This window comes from Gymnodinialimonas ulvae, assembly GCF_037543845.1.
GTDB lineage: Bacteria > Pseudomonadota > Alphaproteobacteria > Rhodobacterales > Rhodobacteraceae > Gymnodinialimonas > Gymnodinialimonas ulvae.
In genome coordinates, this window is sequence record NZ_JBBIFX010000001.1 from 479,215 (window position 1) to 497,402 (window position 18,188).

The 18,188-nt window shown below is 63.9% G+C and carries 14 protein-coding genes; 13 read left to right on the forward strand and 1 reads right to left on the reverse strand.

The window, feature by feature from the left end:
- Positions 1-32 precede the first annotated feature (32 nt).
- From V8J83_RS02335 to V8J83_RS02380, 10 genes are all read left to right on the forward strand, one after another.
- The gene (locus tag V8J83_RS02335) at positions 33-1,025 is read left to right on the forward strand and encodes a cupin domain-containing protein (RefSeq protein ID WP_339983084.1); all 993 of its coding nucleotides are present in this window, start codon (positions 33-35) and stop codon (positions 1,023-1,025) included.
- A complete protein-coding gene (locus V8J83_RS02340; protein WP_339983086.1) occupies positions 1,018-1,722 on the forward strand; it encodes an RraA family protein in 705 nt (234 codons plus the stop codon). Before V8J83_RS02335 ends, V8J83_RS02340 begins: the two co-directional genes overlap by 8 nt.
- A 402-nt stretch (positions 1,723-2,124) precedes the next feature.
- Entirely contained in the window at positions 2,125-4,071 is a 1,947-nt protein-coding gene (gene acs / locus V8J83_RS02345; protein WP_339983088.1) for an acetate--CoA ligase, read from the forward strand.
- Between the two features lie 3 nt (positions 4,072-4,074).
- Positions 4,075-4,755, forward strand: a complete 681-nt coding sequence (locus tag V8J83_RS02350) for an adenylate kinase (protein WP_339983091.1) — start codon at positions 4,075-4,077, stop codon at positions 4,753-4,755.
- 77 nt (positions 4,756-4,832) lie between these two features.
- A complete protein-coding gene (locus V8J83_RS02355; RefSeq protein ID WP_339983094.1) occupies positions 4,833-5,117 on the forward strand; it encodes a DUF4212 domain-containing protein in 285 nt (94 codons plus the stop codon).
- 6 nt (positions 5,118-5,123) lie between these two features.
- Positions 5,124-6,905: a sodium:solute symporter family protein gene (locus tag V8J83_RS02360; protein ID WP_339983100.1), complete on the forward strand. Its 1,782-nt coding sequence runs from the start codon at positions 5,124-5,126 to the stop codon at positions 6,903-6,905.
- A 173-nt stretch (positions 6,906-7,078) separates the two neighbouring features.
- Complete coding sequence (locus V8J83_RS02365; protein WP_339983102.1) at positions 7,079-8,908, forward strand: DUF294 nucleotidyltransferase-like domain-containing protein; 1,830 nt, start codon at positions 7,079-7,081, stop codon at positions 8,906-8,908.
- A complete protein-coding gene (locus V8J83_RS02370) occupies positions 8,908-9,426 on the forward strand; it encodes a hypothetical protein (protein WP_339983104.1) in 519 nt (172 codons plus the stop codon). Before V8J83_RS02365 ends, V8J83_RS02370 begins: the two co-directional genes overlap by 1 nt.
- 1 nt (position 9,427) lies before the next feature.
- Positions 9,428-10,828, forward strand: a complete 1,401-nt coding sequence (locus V8J83_RS02375) for a 3'-5' exonuclease (protein ID WP_339983107.1) — start codon at positions 9,428-9,430, stop codon at positions 10,826-10,828.
- A gap of 481 nt (positions 10,829-11,309) precedes the next feature.
- Positions 11,310-13,349, forward strand: coding sequence for a hypothetical protein (locus V8J83_RS02380; protein WP_339983110.1), 2,040 nt, complete (start codon positions 11,310-11,312; stop codon positions 13,347-13,349).
- A gap of 21 nt (positions 13,350-13,370) precedes the next feature.
- Here V8J83_RS02380 and V8J83_RS02385 read toward each other — a convergent pair whose 3' ends face one another.
- Positions 13,371-14,519 (reverse strand): phosphatase PAP2 family protein, encoded by a 1,149-nt coding sequence (locus V8J83_RS02385; protein ID WP_339983114.1) that lies wholly within the window; start codon positions 14,517-14,519, stop codon positions 13,371-13,373.
- A 142-nt stretch (positions 14,520-14,661) separates the two neighbouring features.
- On the opposite strand from V8J83_RS02385, the gene V8J83_RS02390 reads away from it, so the two are divergent.
- The 3 genes from V8J83_RS02390 to V8J83_RS02400 all read left to right on the forward strand — a co-directional run bounded on the left by V8J83_RS02390 (position 14,662) and on the right by V8J83_RS02400 (position 18,177).
- A complete protein-coding gene (locus tag V8J83_RS02390) occupies positions 14,662-16,362 on the forward strand; it encodes a hypothetical protein (RefSeq protein WP_339983117.1) in 1,701 nt (566 codons plus the stop codon).
- 6 nt (positions 16,363-16,368) lie between these two features.
- Positions 16,369-17,247, forward strand: a complete 879-nt coding sequence (locus V8J83_RS02395) for a LysR family transcriptional regulator (protein WP_339983120.1) — start codon at positions 16,369-16,371, stop codon at positions 17,245-17,247.
- Between the two features lie 108 nt (positions 17,248-17,355).
- Positions 17,356-18,177 carry a putative hydro-lyase gene (locus tag V8J83_RS02400; protein WP_339983122.1) on the forward strand — a complete coding sequence of 274 codons (822 nt, stop codon included), beginning with the start codon at positions 17,356-17,358 and terminating at the stop codon, positions 18,175-18,177.
- The last annotated feature ends 11 nt before the right edge of the window (positions 18,178-18,188 follow it).

Sequence of the window (18,188 nt, forward strand, 5' to 3'; positions counted from 1 at the left end):
CAGACCGCAACCCCGCAACCGTGGAGGATCACATGAAAGACCTCAGCCCCGCTCAAATGGACCGCAACATTGTCCGTTATGGCGACCTCAAGCCCTGCAAAACCGCCTTCATCGATGCCCATACGCCGGGCAGCGACCGCAAGGAAAACTTCACCATCGTGGGTGGCGGGGTCTCGGAATCCGCAGATCAGCATGTCCATATTACCGACAAGGTGGGCTTCAACATCGGGGCTGCGGGCCAGCCGCCGAAATGCCGCAACTCTTTGCATATTCACAGTACCGCGGAGGTGTTCTTCGTGCTCAAGGGGCGCTGGCGGTTCTTCTGGGGCCGTTGGGGCGATGCGGGCGAGGTGACGCTGGAGGAAGGCGATATCATCAACATCCCCACCGGCATTTTCCGCGGGTTCGAGAACATCGGCGATGATTATGGGATGATCATGGCGGTGCTTGGTGGCGATGATGCGGGCGGCGGCGTGCTTTGGGCGCCGCAGGTGATCGAGGATGCCGCCGATCACGGGCTGGTCCTGGCCGAGACGGGGCGGCTTTACGACACCAAGAAGGGCGAGGCCTTGCCCGAGGGCGTGAAGCCGATGCCGGTGCTCACCGCCGAAGAACTGAAGGCCTATCCCGAACCCACCACCGCCGAGGTCGTGCCGAATTACGTCGCGCGATATTGGGACATGGTGGCGTTGGCCGACCGCGCGCCGGTGCAGGTGATCGGCGAGGCCGGCATGCTGCGCGACAAGCCGGGCTTTGAGGTCAGCCTGATGACCCGCGCGTCCTCCACGACCGAGATGCACGCGCATGACCGCGCCTCGGTTCTGATGCCGGTGAAGGGGCATTGGCGCGTGTCCTGGGCGGCCAATCACACCTACGCCGCGGGTCAGACCACGCTTGCGCCGGGCGACACGATGGTCGTGCCGGCGCATCTTGATCACACGGCCTATCCGTCGATGACGGGCGAGGCGGCGCTTTATCATGTCGTGGCAACCGACGATCCGGCGGGGGCGACCTGGAATGGCTGATATCCCCGACGATCTGCTGGCGCTGCTGCGCGCGGTCGACACGCCCACCGTCTGCAACGCCATCGAGGTGGCGCAGGGGCAGCGGGGCTTCAACCGCTTCACGCGCGGCACAATGCAGCACTCCAAACCCGGCGATCCGCCCATCGTGGGCCGGGCCCGCACCGCTAAAATCGCGGGCCTCGCCCCGCCGCAAGAGGCGCCGGATGTGATCCGCGCGCGCCGGATGGAATACTTTCGGTCGATGGCCGAAGGCGACGGGCCAACCTGCGCCGTGGTGGAGGATGTGGACTACCCCAATTGCATCGCCGGTTGGTGGGGCGAAGTGCATGTCGCCGTGCACAAGGGGCTTGGCCTGGCCGGGGCGGTCACCAACGGGGTGATGCGCGATCTTGATGTGATCGACGCGGGCTTCCCGGTGTTGGCCGGATCGGTTGGCGTGAGCCACGGTTTCGTGCATGTGCGCGAGATCGGCACGCAGGTGTCGCTTATGGGGATGCAGGTTGAGCAGGGCGAGCTGGTCCATGCCGACCGCCATGGCGCGCTCGTCGTGCCCGAGGCGGTAATCCCGTCGCTGAAGGCGGCAATCGAGACGGTCATGGCCTCCGAGGCGATCGTGTTGGAACCGGCCCGCGAGGATGGGTTCGACATCGACAAACTGGCAGAGGCCTGGGCGAAGTTCGAAGCCGCGCGGACCTGATAAAGGGCTGCGACGTTCGAGGTGCGACTCGGCGGGGCGGGCGCAGGGTTTTGTGCCGGTTCCCGATTGGTGAAGCGGGCGCTATTGGCGCCCGTTTGCCTTTTTCTGACGATTTGCCGCGGCGGTTGGCGGCGGTCTTTCGGAGCCATATTGTATGCAATGGCATGCCAAATCTGTGACGCAGCAACCATGAGTTGCATCTACCCCATTGAAATTGCAGAAAAATCCAGAAAGTTGTAAAAAACTTAACCGCACAGGGGCCTGTTAACCCTTAATCTTTACCGAATGAAAAGCATTTGATGTCGATCAAACTGTTTTTGCTGCCTGTTTGTGTAGCCTAGCCGCAGGGAGGTGGGCTTCGGCGTGAGGCGTCCTCCGTTCGAATGTGCAGGAGGACACACCATGAGTGACAGCGATCAGTCGAGTTCGGTCAAGCCCAAGCCGCATGTGGACGCGGCCGGATACGCGCGCATGTACGCGCAGTCGATCGAAGCGCCCGATGCCTTCTGGGCAGAGCACGGCAAGCGCATCGACTGGATCAAGCCGTTTACCAAGGTTAAGAACACCAGCTTCACCCCCGGCAATATCGACATTCGCTGGTTCGAAGACGGCACGCTGAATGTCAGCGCCAATTGCATCGACCGCCACCTGGACGCGCGTGGCGATCAGACCGCGATCATCTGGGAGCCCGATAGCCCCGAGGATGAGGCGCTTCATATCACCTACCGGCAGTTGCACGCCGAAGTCAGCAAGATGGCCAATGTCCTCAAGGACCTGGGCGTCACGAAGGGCGACCGGGTTGTCCTCTATCTGCCGATGATCCCCGAAGCCGCCTATGCGATGTTGGCCTGCGCCCGGATCGGCGCCATTCATTCCATTGTTTTCGCAGGTTTTTCCGCCGATGCCCTTGGCGCGCGGGTCAATGCCTGTGACGCGAAAGTCGTGATCACCGCCGATGGCGCCCCGCGTGGCGGGCGGGTCACGAAGCTCAAGGACAACGTCAACCAGGCGCTGCAGCATGTCGTGGCCGAAGTGCAGTGTCTCGTCGTTAAACGCACCGGTCAGGAAGTCGCCTGGCGGCGGGGTCTGGACCACTGGCTGCACGAGATGGCAGAGAAGGTGAGCGCCGATTGCCCGCCCGAGGAGATGAACGCCGAAGACCCGCTGTTCATTCTCTATACCTCCGGCTCCACGGGGCAGCCCAAGGGCGTCGTGCACAGCTCCGGCGGCTACCTCGTCTACGCCGCGATGACCCACGAATACACGTTCGATTACCATGACGGCGACGTCTTCTGGTGCACGGCGGATGTCGGTTGGGTCACCGGCCATAGCTATATTGTCTATGGCCCGCTGGCCAATGGCGGCACCACGATCATGTTCGAAGGCGTGCCGACCTACCCTGATGCGGGGCGCTTCTGGGCGGTGTGCGAAAAGCACAAGGTCAACCAGTTCTACACCGCGCCCACCGCGATCCGGGCGCTGATGGGCAAGGGTCCGGAATGGGTCGAGAAGTATGATCTGAGCGATCTGCGCGTGTTGGGATCGGTGGGGGAGCCGATCAATCCCGAGGCGTGGAACTGGTACAATGACGTCGTCGGCAAGGGCAAATGCCCGATCGTCGACACCTTCTGGCAGACCGAGACCGGTGGCCACATGATGACGCCGCTGCCATTCGCCACCAAGCTCAAGCCCGGCGCGGCGCAGCAGCCGTTCTTCGGCGTGCAGCCCGTGGTGCTGGAGCCGACGTCGGGCGCGGTGGTCGAGGGCAATGGCGTCGACGGGGTGCTTTGCATCGCCGACAGCTGGCCCGGTCAGATGCGCACCGTATGGGGCGATCACGTGCGGTTCGAGAAGACCTATTTCAGCGACTACAAAGGCTACTATTTCTCGGGCGACGGCTGCCGCCGTGACGAGGATGGCGATTACTGGATCACGGGCCGCGTCGATGATGTGATCAACGTCTCGGGGCACCGGATGGGCACGGCCGAGGTCGAAAGCGCCCTTGTGGCCCATTCCAAGGTCGCCGAGAGCGCCGTGGTTGGCTACCCGCATGACGTGAAGGGGCAGGGGATCTACGCCTATGTCACGCTGATGCAGGGTGAAGAGCCAACCGAGGAGTTGCGCAAGGAGCTTGAAACATGGGTCCGAACCGAGATTGGCCCGATCGCCAAGCCCGATCTGATCCAATGGGCGCCGGGCCTTCCTAAGACCCGCTCGGGCAAGATCATGCGCCGGATCCTGCGCAAGATCGCCGAAGATGATTTCGGCGCGCTTGGCGACATCTCGACATTGGCCGAGCCGGAAGTGGTCGATGATCTGATCGCCAACCGCATGAACCGGAGGGATTGAGCCATGGATGGAGCAACCACACCAGGCACCACGCCGATCCTGATCCTTCTTGGGCCGCCGGGCGCGGGCAAGGGCACGCAGGCGCGCAAGCTGGAGGAACGTTTCGGCGCGATCCAGCTGTCGACGGGCGATCTTCTGCGCGCTGCCGTGGCCGCGGGCACCGAAGCGGGCCAATCCGCTGATGCCGTGATGAAGGCTGGCGGGCTGGTCAGCGACGAGATCGTGCTGGAGATCCTGACCGACCGGCTGGCCGAGGGCGATTGCGCCAAGGGCGTTGTGCTCGACGGGTTTCCGCGCACCACCGCGCAGGCCGAAGCGCTTGACGCCATGCTGGCCGAGAAGGGGCAGGGCATCCGCGCCGTGATCTCGCTTGAGGTCGACGATGTGGCCATGGTCAGGCGCGTTGCGGGGCGGTTCACCTGCGGCTGCTGCGGCGAGGGGTATCATGACGACTTCAAACCCACCGCGATCACGGGCGTCTGCGATGGCTGCGGCTCGCGCAACATGACGCGCCGGGCCGATGACAATCCCGAAACAGCCTTGTCGCGGCTCAAGGCCTACGCCGAACAGACCGCGCCGCTGGTTGCCTATTACGGCGCGCGCGGCACCCTCAAACGCGTCGATGCCATGGGCGATATCGACAGTATCGAAACCGAGATCAGCCGGATCGTAGAGGCCGCCTGATCGCGCGGCCCCGCATCTCTGCGCGGCCGGACGACGATTTTTTGAAACGACCAAACACGACAAAGAGGAGGACAGTCATGGTCGACAATCCAAACGAGGCTTCAGCAGCCACCGGGGACGACTCGGTCTACTGGAAGACCAACATCCGCATCATCACCGTGTGCCTGGTGATCTGGGCCGTCGTGTCCTTTGGCTTCGGCATCGTGCTGCGACCCCTGTTGTCGGGCATCGCCGTCGGCGGCACCGATCTGGGCTTTTGGTTCGCGCAGCAAGGCTCGATCCTGTGCTTTTTGGCGCTGATCTTCTTCTATGCCTGGCGGATGAACCGGCTCGACAAGCAATACGGCGTGGATGAGGAGTAACCCCCCATGGACCAGTTTACCCTAAACCTGCTGTTTGTGGGCGCGTCCTTCGCGCTCTACATCGGCATCGCGATCTGGGCCCGGGCGGGTTCCACATCTGAGTTCTACGCCGCCGGTCGCGGCGTTCACCCGGTCACCAACGGTATGGCCACGGCGGCGGACTGGATGTCTGCGGCCTCGTTCATCTCGATGGCGGGCCTTATCGCTTTCACCGGCTACGACAACTCTTCGTTCCTGATGGGCTGGACGGGCGGCTACGTGCTTCTGGCGCTGCTGCTGGCGCCGTACCTGCGCAAGTTCGGCAAGTTTACCGTGTCGGAATTCATCGGTGATCGTTTCTATTCCAAGACCGCGCGCATGGTTGCCGTGATCTGCCTGCTGGTGGCCTCTATCACCTATGTGATCGGCCAGATGCAGGGGGTTGGGATTGCCTTCGGTCGCTTCCTTGAGATCGACGCCTTCTGGGGTCTGCTCATCGGCTCCTGTGTGGTTTTCGCCTACGCCGTTTTCGGCGGCATGAAGGGTGTGACCTATACGCAGGTTGCGCAGTATTGCGTGCTGATCACCGCCTACACGATCCCGGCTGTGTTCATCTCGCTGCAGCTGACGGGCAATCCGATCCCGGCGCTTGGCCTGTTCGGTAATACCTCTGACGGTGAACCGCTTCTGGCGACGCTGGACCTGATCGTGACCGATCTTGGCTTCAATGAATACACCGCCGCCCATGGCTCGACCATCAACATGGTGCTCTTCACCCTGTCCCTGATGATCGGCACCGCCGGTCTGCCCCACGTCATCATGCGCTTCTTTACGGTCCCCAAGGTGTCTGACGCCCGCTGGTCGGCCGGTTGGACGCTGGTGTTCATTGCTCTGCTTTACCTGACGGCTCCGGCTGTGGGTGCGATGGCGCGTCTGAACATCTCGGACATGATGTGGCCCAATGGCACCGATGGCGAAGCTGTCAGCGTCGAGATGATCGAAAACGATCCCGAATATGCCTGGATGGGCACCTGGGCGGCCACGGGCCTTCTGGGTTGGGAAGACCGCAACGGCGACGGACGCATCCAGTACTACAACGATGCGAACCCCGATCTTCAGGAACGCGCCGCGGCCGCGGGTTGGGAAGGCAATGAGCTGACCAACTTCAACCGTGACATCCTGGTTCTGGCCAACCCGGAAATCGCCAACCTTCCGGGCTGGGTGATCGGCCTTGTGGCGGCGGGCGGCCTTGCGGCGGCTCTGTCTACGGCGGCGGGTCTTCTGCTGGCGATCTCTTCGGCGGTCTCCCACGACCTTCTGAAGGGGCAGTTGACGCCGAACATGTCCGAGCGGTCCGAGCTTTTGGCAGCGCGGATCTCGATGGCGGCGGCGATCGTGGTGGCGGTCCTTCTGGGCCTCAACCCACCGGGCTTCGCGGCGCAAACCGTGGCTTTGGCCTTTGGCCTTGCGGCAGCCTCGATCTTCCCGGCTTTGATGATGGGCATCTTCTCCAAGCGCATCAACAATTCCGGTGCGGTTGCGGGTATGCTGGCAGGTCTGGTGGTGACGCTGGTCTACATCTTCCTGCACAAGGGCTGGCTGTTCATTCCGGACACCAATTCCTTCACCGATGCTGACCCGCTTCTGGGCCCGATCAAGTCGACCTCGTTCGGCGCCATCGGGGCTGCGGTCAACTTCGCGGTGGCCTATGTGGTCTCCGGCATGACGAAGGAAACGCCGCAGCACATCAAGGATCTGGTGGAAAGCGTGCGCATCCCGCGTGGTGCCGGCGCTGCCTCCGATCACTAAAACGACCGGGGCCCCGCCGCACGGTTTACGTGTGGCGGGGCCCGACCCGGCATCGCGCAATCAGCCCTCCAGACGGGGCATCTCGACCGGAGGAGACCGGGATTGCGCGGTTCAAACGACCAAAGCCTGTCCGCCTCTCGGGGTGGGCAGGCGCCCTTTTCTCAGGACATGCCATGCCTCTTTCGGACGACCTGACCCGCTTTCTTGCCTCCGTTCATCCCTATGACGGTTTGCCCGAGGGCGATCTGGCGGAGCTGGCTGCGGGATGCAGCGTGGTTGATGTCGCCGCGGGCGAGCGGTTCTTTTCCCTGGGCGATACAATCCAGTTTCTCTACCTTCTGGTGGCCGGAGAGGTCGACGTGCGTGATGAGCAAGACGCGCCGCTGTCGCTTCTGGGGCCCCGCAATTCCTTCGGCGAGCGCGCGATCCTGCGCAATGAACGCGCCAGCCGCAGTGCCACGGCGCTCTCCGCCGTCACCGCGATCCGCATCCCCGCAGGCGTGTTGTTGCACCTGATCGCCGAGCATCACGGCGTGGCCAAATTCTTTGACCGCACCGGGCGCACCGGCGGCACACAGGGCAGGGCGCGTGATCTGGCCAGCCTTCCGGTGGCCGAGTTGATGACCCGCGATCCGGTGACCTGTACGCCGGACGCCACAATCCGCGACGCCGCCACCCTGATGCAGGAGCGTGGGATCTCCTCGATCTGCATCGCACAGGACGGACGCTTCCACGGCATCGCCACCCTGCGTGATCTCAACGGCAAGGTCATCGTGGGCGGGCGCGACCCAATGGGCCCGATCTCCGGTATCATGACGCAAACGCCGCTGACGCTTGGGCCCAAGGCGCTGGTCACCGATGTGCTGCACCTGATGGTCGAGCGTGGCATCGGCCATGTGCCGATCACGGAAAACGCGGCGCTGGTCGGCATCGTCACCCAAACCGACCTGACGCGCGCGCAGGCGATGACATCGGCCGATCTGGTGGGCCGCGTTGCCAAGGCGGACGACGCCCCGCAAATGGCGCGCGCCACCGCCGAGATCCCGCAGCTTCTGGTGCAATTGATCAGCAGTGGCAGCCGGCACGAGGTCGTCACGCGCCTGATCACCGATATCGCCGATACCGCCACGCGCCGTCTGCTGACGCTGGCCGAGGCCGACCTTGGACCGCCGCCCGTACCCTACCTCTGGCTCGCCTGCGGCAGTCAGGGGCGACAGGAACAAACCGGCGTCTCGGATCAGGACAATTGCCTGATCCTGTCCGACGACATGACCGAGGCCGACATGCCCTATTTCGAGGCGCTGGCCAGGTTTGTATGCGACGGGCTCAACACCATCGGCTACGTCTATTGCCCCGGCGACATGATGGCGACCAATCCGCGGTGGCGGCAGCCGCTTGCCACGTGGCGCAGTTATTTCACCGGCTGGATCGCGAAACCGAACCCCGAGGCGCAGATGCTTGCCTCCGTCATGTTCGACCTGCGGCCCATCGGCGGCGATGCGACGCTTTTCGATGGCTTGCAGCAGGATGTCCTCAAAGCCGCATCGGCCAATTCGATTTTCGTGGCCCACATGGTGTCCAATTCGCTGAAGCATAACCCACCGCTTGGGCTCTTGCGCGGTCTGGCCACGATCCGCGCGGGCGAGCATCGCAACCGACTCGACATGAAGCACAACGGCGTCGTGCCGATCACCGATCTGGGCCGGATCTATGCGCTGCAAGGGCAGTTGACGGGCGTCAACACCCGCGCAAGACTTGAGGCCGCGATCGAGACGGGTGTCCTGTCGCCCTCGGGCGGCGCGGACCTTCTGGATGCCTATGACCTGATCGCGACCATGCGCCTTGAGGATCAGGCGACGCAGATCAAGGCGGGCGACGCGCCGGACAACTACCTTGACCCCGCCACGCTGTCGGATTTTGAACGGAGCCATCTGCGGGATGCTTTTGTTGTGGTAAAGACCATGCAATCGGCCGCCGGATCGGGAAAGGGAGCGTTGTCCTGATGTTCATCGAATTGATCGCAACCGTTTTTGCCGGGATCGCCTGTGCCGGGGTCGCGATGCTGCTGAACCGCATAACGGGAAGCCGCCTGCCGAAATGGTTAACGCCGGTGGCGGCGGGCCTCGGCATGCTCGCGATGACGGTGTCCAACGAATACACTTGGTTCAACCGCACGGCCGCCGAATTGCCCGACGGCATCGAGATTGCCATGACCGTCGAAAACAGCTCCTGGTTCCGGCCCTGGACTCGCGCGTTTCCCTATGTGGAACGCTTCGTCGCGGTCGACACCGGCACCGCGCGCACGAATGAAGCGGTGCCGGATCAACGTTTGGCGAACCTTTATTTCTTCGGGCGCTGGTCGCCGGTGGATCGTGCGCCGATGTTGATTGATTGCGCGGGTGCGCGCTCGGCGATCCTGATCGACGGGGCGGCTTTTGGGGTCGATGGCTCCGTGACCGATGCGCAATGGGAGGCGATGCCCGCCGATGATCCGATCCTGACGTTGGTGTGCGAGACCTGAGATGCTCAACCTTCTGTCCCTGCGCCTGCGCATTTTCCTGTTCTTCTGCCTTCTGGCGGTCGGCGGGATCGCGGTGGCGGTTGGGGCGGTGTGGTTTGCGGCCGGGCGCCCGGCTGCGGGGCTGACGGCGGTTGTGATCTTTGCCTTCGTCAACACCGGTGTGATCCTCGGCATTTGGCTGCTGTTTGATGAAAACGTCGCCAAGCCGATCCTGAACATGTCCGCGCAGTTGCGCCTGCGCGCCCATTCGGGTGGCGGGGCGGGCGTCGACCCGAGCGAGGCGCGCTATCTCGGCGATCTGGCCCCGGCGGCGCAGGCGCTCACGCAACGGGTCGGTGACGTGCAAAGCGACACCGAGGCCCGCGTCGCCTCCGAGACCCAGCGCCTGCAGGGCGAGGCCGAGCGTCTGACCGCGATCCTCAGCGAAATCCCGATTGCCACCATCCTGCTCAATGCCAGCGGCGAGATCGTATTATACGACAGTCAGGCCGCGACGGCTCTTGCCCGCATTGCGCCGCCGCGCCTGAAGGCGCGCCTGACAGATTATTTCGACCCCGATCCGATCACCGCCGCAATGGGCGCGCTTGTGGACGCCGACGGCGATGTGCCCCTCCGGCTCACCGATCCCGAGGGCGCGCATGTGTTTCACGGGCGGCTCAAGGCGTTGCGGGATGGCGGGCATATGGTCCTGATCGACCCGCCCGACCTGTCGGAGGCCGACCCCGCAATTTCACCGCGCCCGCTCGTCTATGATTTCGATCTGCTGGCGCAGGAAGACGCGGGCGATCTGGCCGATACGCCCTTGGCGCAGCTGTCATTTGTGGCCTTCGACACCGAAACCACCGGCCTCTCCGTGCAGGACGACGCGGTGATCCAGATCGGTGCGGTAAGGGTTCTGCGCGGGCGCATCGTCGAGGGGGAAGTCATCGATCAATACGTCGATCCCGGTCGTCCGATCCCGCCTGCTTCGACCCGCATCCATCACATCACCGATGAGGATGTGATCGACGCGCCCGATATCGCGGTGGCCGGGCGCACCTTGCATGCGTTTTCGCGCGATGCGGTTCTGGTTGCGCATAATGCGCCGTTCGATATCGGTCTGTTGCGCAAGGATGAAGGCCGCATGGGCGTGACCTGGACGCATCCGGTGCTGGATACCGTGCTGCTGTCCGCCGTCGTCTTCGGCACCAGCGCGCAGCATTCGCTGGACGCGCTTTGCGACCGGCTCGGCATCACCATCGCCGAGCATCGCCGCCACACGGCCCTTGGCGATGCACGGGCCACGGCGGAGGTTCTGGTCTGTCTTCTGCCGATGCTGGAGGGCATGGGTATCGCCACATTTGGCCAGCTTTTGGCCGAGACCCGCAAACATGGCCGCCTCTTGCAGGACCTTAACGGTTAAATTTTCCGAAACGATTGTGCGATTTCACGCAGCTTTCACGCACAGCTTGCGGTTGGTTCACGCGCCCGTGCCATGGTGAGCGTGTCGCCGGACCCCTTTCACTTGCCCGGTGTTGACTAAATTTGGAGTTCTGCCGCTTCCCTCTCCCTCAGGTCCATTTCCGGGCCACTTACTTCCGAGGCACAGACCCGTCGCTTTTTCATAACGAAACCCTTTTGGGTCGGGGATCGCTTTGAGTGAGGCGGTCCCCGATCTGCGTTTGGACGGTCCAAAGCGTTCGGCCAAACACCTGACCCACAGTTTTTGATCGAGCGCCGTGCGGTATATGCGCGTCGCGCGCGCCCGGCCTTCAAGGTGAAGGCCGGACGCCTTAGTGTTAGAGTTCCGTGAATATCCATCCTGCGCAATCTGAGGCGTTGATCGCTGGCGCGAGGTGACGGCACAGTGAGGGGCAACGGCGCACAGCGGATCGGGGGGTATCATGGGCACGACGGACGCATGGAACGGCTACAACGATTGGGCGTTGGAACTGGCGGGGCTGACAGATGCGGCGGCGGTCGATCTGTCGCTCTGTTGGGAGCCGCTCTTCATCCGTATCCTGGGCGCTGACGGAACCCCTGCCAACCCGCGGGAGGCCAAAGATTTTTTCAAACGCGCCAAGGCGCTGGGGCGCGACAAAGGCTTCCACGTTCCCCGGATCGAACGGCAGTTCCACGACCTTCTCGACGCCCCGAACGAGCCCGTTGAAATCATCGCCTACCGCAGGCTGGACCGGCGCAAGCGGTTCAGCGGCAAGGCCAAGGGCGGCGGCAACGGACACGGCAAGGACGCGGCCACCACCGCGACCAAGGACAGGAAACGCCGTCTCCGCTTCGACATTCTCGCCATCGGCACCGTGATTGATGCCGACAGCCTGCCGCAGATCAATCGGGTCAAGCGGCGCGATGCCTCGGTGCCGCCCGCGCTTGTTTTCGGGATCATCGACGACGGCATCGGTGCATTGCACGGGCGCACGCGGCGCACGCCCACCCGCAGCCGCCTCGAAAAACTCCTTTGGCTCGGGGCACAGCCCGGCGCAAATCCGGTGCAAACGCAGGCGCAGATCAACGCCGAGTTGACCCGTCCGGTCGCCCGTTCGGACTACGACGCCTATCGCGAAACCACCGACGCGCTTTACCCGCCGCGCACGCGGCACAGCCTGGCGCGCGCGGAAAGCCACGGGGCGCATATGCTCGACCTCGCCGCCGGTGCCGATCCTGGCGGTGCGCTGGCCGATATCCCGATCCTCGCGGTGCAGGTCGCCCCTGCAAGCTTTGATGATACGTCCGGCACACTGCTCAACTTCGACATTCTGATCGGGCTGCACTGGTTGATCGTGGAAACGGCGTTTCTGGCCGGGCGCGGTGTGCCGGTCGATCTGGTGGTGAACATGAGCCTTGGCTACACTGCCGGGCCCAAGAACGGGCGGTCGTTCATCGAACAGGCGATCGCGCGGATTATGACGCTGGCCGAGGTGACGCTGCGCGTCAACGTTCACCTCACACTGCCTTACGGCAATGGCTATTCCGACAATGTCATCGCGCGCAGCAATGTTGATCCTTTGACGGCGAAAGGCTTCAATCTCCGCCTTCACCCCGATGATCGCACGCCGTCCTTCCTTGAAATGCGGCTCACCGACCAAAGCCCGGTGCAGGATCTCGCGCAAGCCCGGATCACGATCACCCCGCCGCGCGGGGGCCTGCAGACCCCGGTCCACCAACTGGCGCCCGGGCAGCAGGCCGACCTGAAGGATGATCGCGGGCGTCTGGTCGGGCGGCTCTATCACGTCCCGCCGCGCCCGCTTTTCCCCGGGCAGGTGGAGCCTGCGATGCTGCTTCTGGCAATGGCGCCAACCGTTGGGCTCCGCGCCGATACCGATCTGACCTGCGCAAGCGGCCAATGGCGGATCGCGCTGGAAAATTGCGACACGCAGGCGATGGATGTGACGGCGCAGGTGCAGCGCGATGACGATCCGTCAGACCGTAACACCGGCGCACGGCAGGCCCGTCTTGAGGGCGCTGAGACCCGGATCTGGGATCCGGTGAGCCGGGCGTTCGACGGCATCGACGAGGGGGCAGGGCGCGTCACCCGGCGCGGCACCAACTCGGCGCTGTCCACGATCCCGCATCGGCGCGCCTATTCCGTTGGCGGCGCTCTGGTGCGCCGGGCCGCGGCGCAGCTGGTGGTTGAACCGGCGGACTATTACGGGGCCGAAGGCGCCGATTGGTCCGGCAGAGCCCCCGACCTCAGCGCGATCAGCGAACGCGCGCGCGGCGCACCCGGGATTGCGGCAGCGGGGCTAAGCTCGGCGGGCAATGCGCGTCTTTCAGGCAGCAGCACGGCCTGCGCCACGGCCGCGCGCGATCTGGTGGAGCGGTTGCGTGGCGGGCAGGTCCTGCCCGATATCACCCATCCGGCGGCGGGTCCGCGCCTTGGGCAACGCACCATAACCGACACGCCCGCGATCCGTCGGCGCCCCTGATCCGCGACGCCGGCATTCGTTCTACCGATGCGGCATCTGCCCCAGCGCCTTTTGCCAAAGATAGGCGCTGATATCGTTCACCGGTGTGTTGAGCGGTGCCACATCCGGCGGCGGGGCCGCGTTGGGGTGTGCATCGCCCAGAAGCTGGCGCACTGAATCCTCGTTCAGATCATGGATCGGGTTCGCGGGCCCCGGCAGGTCCAGCGTCCGCTTCGCCGTGCTGACCTCGCCCGACATCCAATTTACCAGCGCCTCGCCAAGCGTGACACCCAAGACCAGACCGCAAATGCTGTCGTGTGGGTAATGTACGCCCGCAACGGTGCGGTTGTCGGAAATCCGCATCGCCGTGCGCATCAGCATCCGCGCCGATCCATTCACATCGCGCGTCGCATCGTTCATGTCGAACCGCCCGGTGTTGCCCGCCTTGCGGTCCACCAAGCCCGCCAGAATTGTGGCCAGCGCGAAGGATTCCGTCGCATGCCCCGAGGGCCAGGCCCCATGCGTCGGCGTGTCGATGACCGGCATGACCTTCGACGACATGAGCGACGGGCGCGGCACGTCAAACACGAACTTGAACGGAAATTCGATGTAGCCACACAGCCGCACGACCGCTTCGGTCAGCTCGAACACCCAATCGCTGCGCGACCAGTCGAGCAACAGAACCGCCCCGAAAAACGATGTGATGTCTTCGGTCTGCATCAGGATTTCGTCGATCCTGTCGGCGCGCAGATCCGCCGCATCGCGCACCATCGGAAGCTGCGTGGTCGCGAAATAGGCGTTGTCGGGCCGGTTCAACGTCACGAGCGGATCATTGCCCGCGATCAACGTGGAGTTGAGGTCACTGCCGGTGACGGAAAAGCGCGCGAAAAGCTGATCGTCGATGACCACTTCACGCGGGATATCGGAGAGGTATTCCAGCTTTTCTCCGGCGGTGCGACCGGCGAGAAGATTGGCAGGTGTCGTGCCTGGATCGACATCGCCGGTCCAATAGGGTGCAATGCCTTCGCGGTGGCTCAGCAATGCCGAAGCCATCAGGCCATCGGCCTCGCCACTGTCCTCACGACCCGCGCGACCGGCGCGACCCGCCCGGCCCGCGCGCCCGGCACGTCCTGCTCTGCCCGCGCGTCCTGCGCGCCCGGCTCGCCCTGCGCGTCCTGCATATGTCGCCATGATACCCCCTACCGCATCATTAACTTACGTTAACGGAAACATGCTTGCCGCGGCCTCAAAGCGTCAATGAATTGGGCAGCTCCCGCCAAGCGTTAAAGTTTTTTTCACGAAAAATTTGCGATTGCGGCGCGTTTCCGCTTCCATGGGGGCGGGAGTACGGGACGGTTTGGGACAAGCGTTGGAAAGACGGCTGAAAATCCGGTTCTTTGGAACCTTCTCGGTGTCGTTGCACGGCGCGGAGCACGACGCGGAGCACGGCGCGGGGCACGGCGCAGACCCGGCTGCCTCCGGAGCGCTGCGTGATCTGACGCCCAAGGGCAAGAAGGCGAAGGCCATTCTTGCGCTGCTGGCCGAGGCGGAGACGATGCGGCGCGGGCGGCGCTGGATCGAGGCGATGCTCTGGAGCGACCGCGCGCCGCATCAGGCCAGCGGATCGATGCGCCAGAGCCTAAGCGAAATCCGCGCCGCCCTCGGGGATTACGCCGACGCCTTGGGCTCGGACCGCGGTGATGTTTGGCTCGACCCGCAGGCGATTGAAACCGACCTCTGCCCGGGTAGCCCCCTGCGCGAAGCGGGGCGGGGGTTCCTCGAAGGGTTTGACGTCCGCGACGATGCGTTCGAGCAATGGCTGGCCGAGGCGCGCAGCCGCCATGACCCAAGCACGCCCGCGCCGCAGAAACGCTTGGCCCGGCCGATGAAAGGCCGGGTGACGATTCGCTCCGCGGTTTCCAATATCGGCTCGGTCACTGAGAATGTCGTGGGCCGGGTCTTGGCCGATACCGTTGCGCGCGGGATCGAACAGAACCTCAGCGCCGCGCGCTACGTCAGCGAAGATCGCACCACGCCAGGCCTGACGCCGGATCTCGAAATCCGCTGCGACACCGCCCACGACGGTGGACAGGCCGTCGCCTTCATCCGCATCGAAGAAGGTACATCGGGGCGGGTCTTATTTTCCGACCACCTGTCGGCCACGGGCACATCCGCCGACCTGCTGCAATCGGACGCGATCCACCGCATCGTCAATGCCGCGTCCGTGCAGGTGCCTGCAAAACTGGTCGGTCACATCGACCTGTCCCGGCCGGAGGCGGCCGCAATGGGGTTTTCCAGTCTCGCGCGCCGTCAATTGAAGCAACTCAACGAAACCGGTCTGGCCGAGGCCAACGCCAATTTCGAACGCGCCTATGAGGTCGACAACAACGGCGTGTTTCTGGCCTGGCGGGCCTTCGTGCGCATGGCGCAGCTGGTCGAGGCCGTGAACGGCGATGCGGCGGGATGGCGCGAGGAGGTCGACCAACTTGCCTCCGACGCGCTCAGCCAATCGGGTGGAAACAGCCTCGCCGTGGCGCTTGTCGCGCTGACCCGGTTCATGCTCGACGATGATCTGCGCCCTGCCGCAGAGCTGGCCAATACGGCGATGTTGCTCAACGCCAACAGCCTCTTCGCGCGGCAGACGCTTGCACTGGCGCATTCGGCGGTGGGCGATGCCGAGCAGGCCTACCGGATATCGTCAAGCTGCCGCGTGGCCGCCGCCCATGACGAATTGAGCCATCTGTGGGACCTATACCATTCTTTGGTTTGCATCGGGGCCGGGCGTCTCGAAGAGGCCCGCCAGACCTCGCACAAATCCGCCCATAAGGCCCCGACCTTCATCGCGCCCCGGCGTCAATTGGTGGCGCTGTGCGCGCAATCGGGCGATTTCGAGAATGCCAAGGCGCATCTGACGGCGCTGGAATCCCTCGAAGGCGGCTTCACCATCGACCGCTACCTCAACGATCCCGAATATCCGAACCTGACGCTGCGCAACGCGGGCCTGCTGGACCCGGTGCGAAAGATCAAGGACTGAGCCCGCATGACATTCGAACAGATCCGCACCTTCCTGTGGGTCGCGCGGCTTGGCGGGTTTCGCAAGGCCTCCGAGCGGCTGCATCTATCGCAGCCAGCTGTCTCCACCCGGATCGCCAACCTTGAAGACGAGCTGCAGGTCAGTTTGTTCGACCGTGGCCCGGGGCGGCTGATCCTGACCAAACAGGGGCAGCAATTGCTGACCTATGCCGAGCAGATCCTGTTCGTCGAAGAAGAGATCAAGCATCGCGTGGGCTCTGCCGCGCAGGTCGAGGGGCTGTTTCGCATCGGCGCGTCCGAGACCATCGCCCAGGCCTGGCTGCCCGACTTTTTACAAGCCTTCTCAAACTCTTATCCAAGCGTCAATGTGGACCTGACCGTGGATATCTCGGGTGCTCTACGCGATGGTCTAGTCGAACGGCGGCTGGATCTGGCGCTTCTGATGGGGCCTGTCAGCGCGTTTTCGGTCAAGAATGTCGCCCTGCCGCGTTTCGATCTGCACTGGTATCGCGCCGCAGGCCTCGACCCGGTAGACCTTGCCCGGATTCCGGTCATTTCCTACGCCAGCCAAACCCGCCCGCATCGCGAATTGACCTCCGCTCTCGCGCAGTTGGTCGGGCCGAAGATGCGCGTCTTCACCTCCGCCTCGCTTTCGGCCAGCCTGCGGATGATCGCCGCGGGCATCGCCGTGGGGCCCTATCCCAAAGTGCTGGCCGCACCGTTTCTCGCCGCCGGTGATGTTGCCGAATTTGACCCGGACCTGCCGCTCTCGCCGCTGGAATTCACTGCCTCCTACCTCGCCGAGCCGCGCAGTGTGCTGATCGAGACCTCCGCCGAGATGGCGCAGGCCGTCGCCGGGCAGTGGCACGCGGCCCACGCGACCTGACATCCAAAAAATCTATCACTGACTATCAAAAATGATAATTTGGTCAGATGCACGCGCCCGTGCCACGCTCTGCTTGGACCAAAGGGGGATGCGATGGCCGAGCCGTCCATGACACAAAGAACGCCACCGTCACAGCGACAGGGCAGGACCGCGCCCGAGATCCGTTCCCTGATCCGATCCGGCGCGCATCAGGGCCACACGGCGGGCCTCGCGCCGGGCAAGCTGCAATGCAACCTCGCCATTCTGCCCGAAGCCTACGCGCTGGATTTCCTGCGGTTTTGTCAGCGCAATCCCAAGCCGTGCCCGGTCGTCGGCGTGAGCGAAACCGGCGATCCGACGATGCCGACGCTTGGCCATGACATCGATATCCGCACCGACGTGCCCAAATACCGGGTGTTTCGCGATGGCAGGCTCGTTGATGAGCCCAACGACATCCGCGCTCTCTGGAGCGGTGATCTGGTCACGGTCGCGCTTGGGTGCTCGTTCACCTTCGAAAACGCCCTGATGCGCGCGGGCATCCCGGTGCGCCATATTGAACAGGGGCGCAATGTGCCGATGTTCCGTTCCAACATCGCGCTGCAACCGGTCGGGCCCTTCGGCGGCGAGATGGTCATCACCATGCGCCCGATCCCTGCCGACCGCGTGGCCGACGCCCATATCATCAGCGCAAAATTCCCGCACGCCCACGGCGCGCCGATTGCGACGGGTGATCCGGCAGCCCTTGGCATCGCCTCGCTTGATGCGCCCGATTACGGCGACCCGGTGGAGGTCAACGCGGGCGAAGTGCCGGTCTATTGGGCCTGCGGCGTGACCCCGCAAAACGTGCTTCTTCAGGCGAGGCTGCCGCTCTGCATCACCCATTCACCCGGCCATATGTTGATCTCGGACGTGGCCGAAGACGCGGAAACGACAATATTTTCAGACCAATAAACGATCCAACA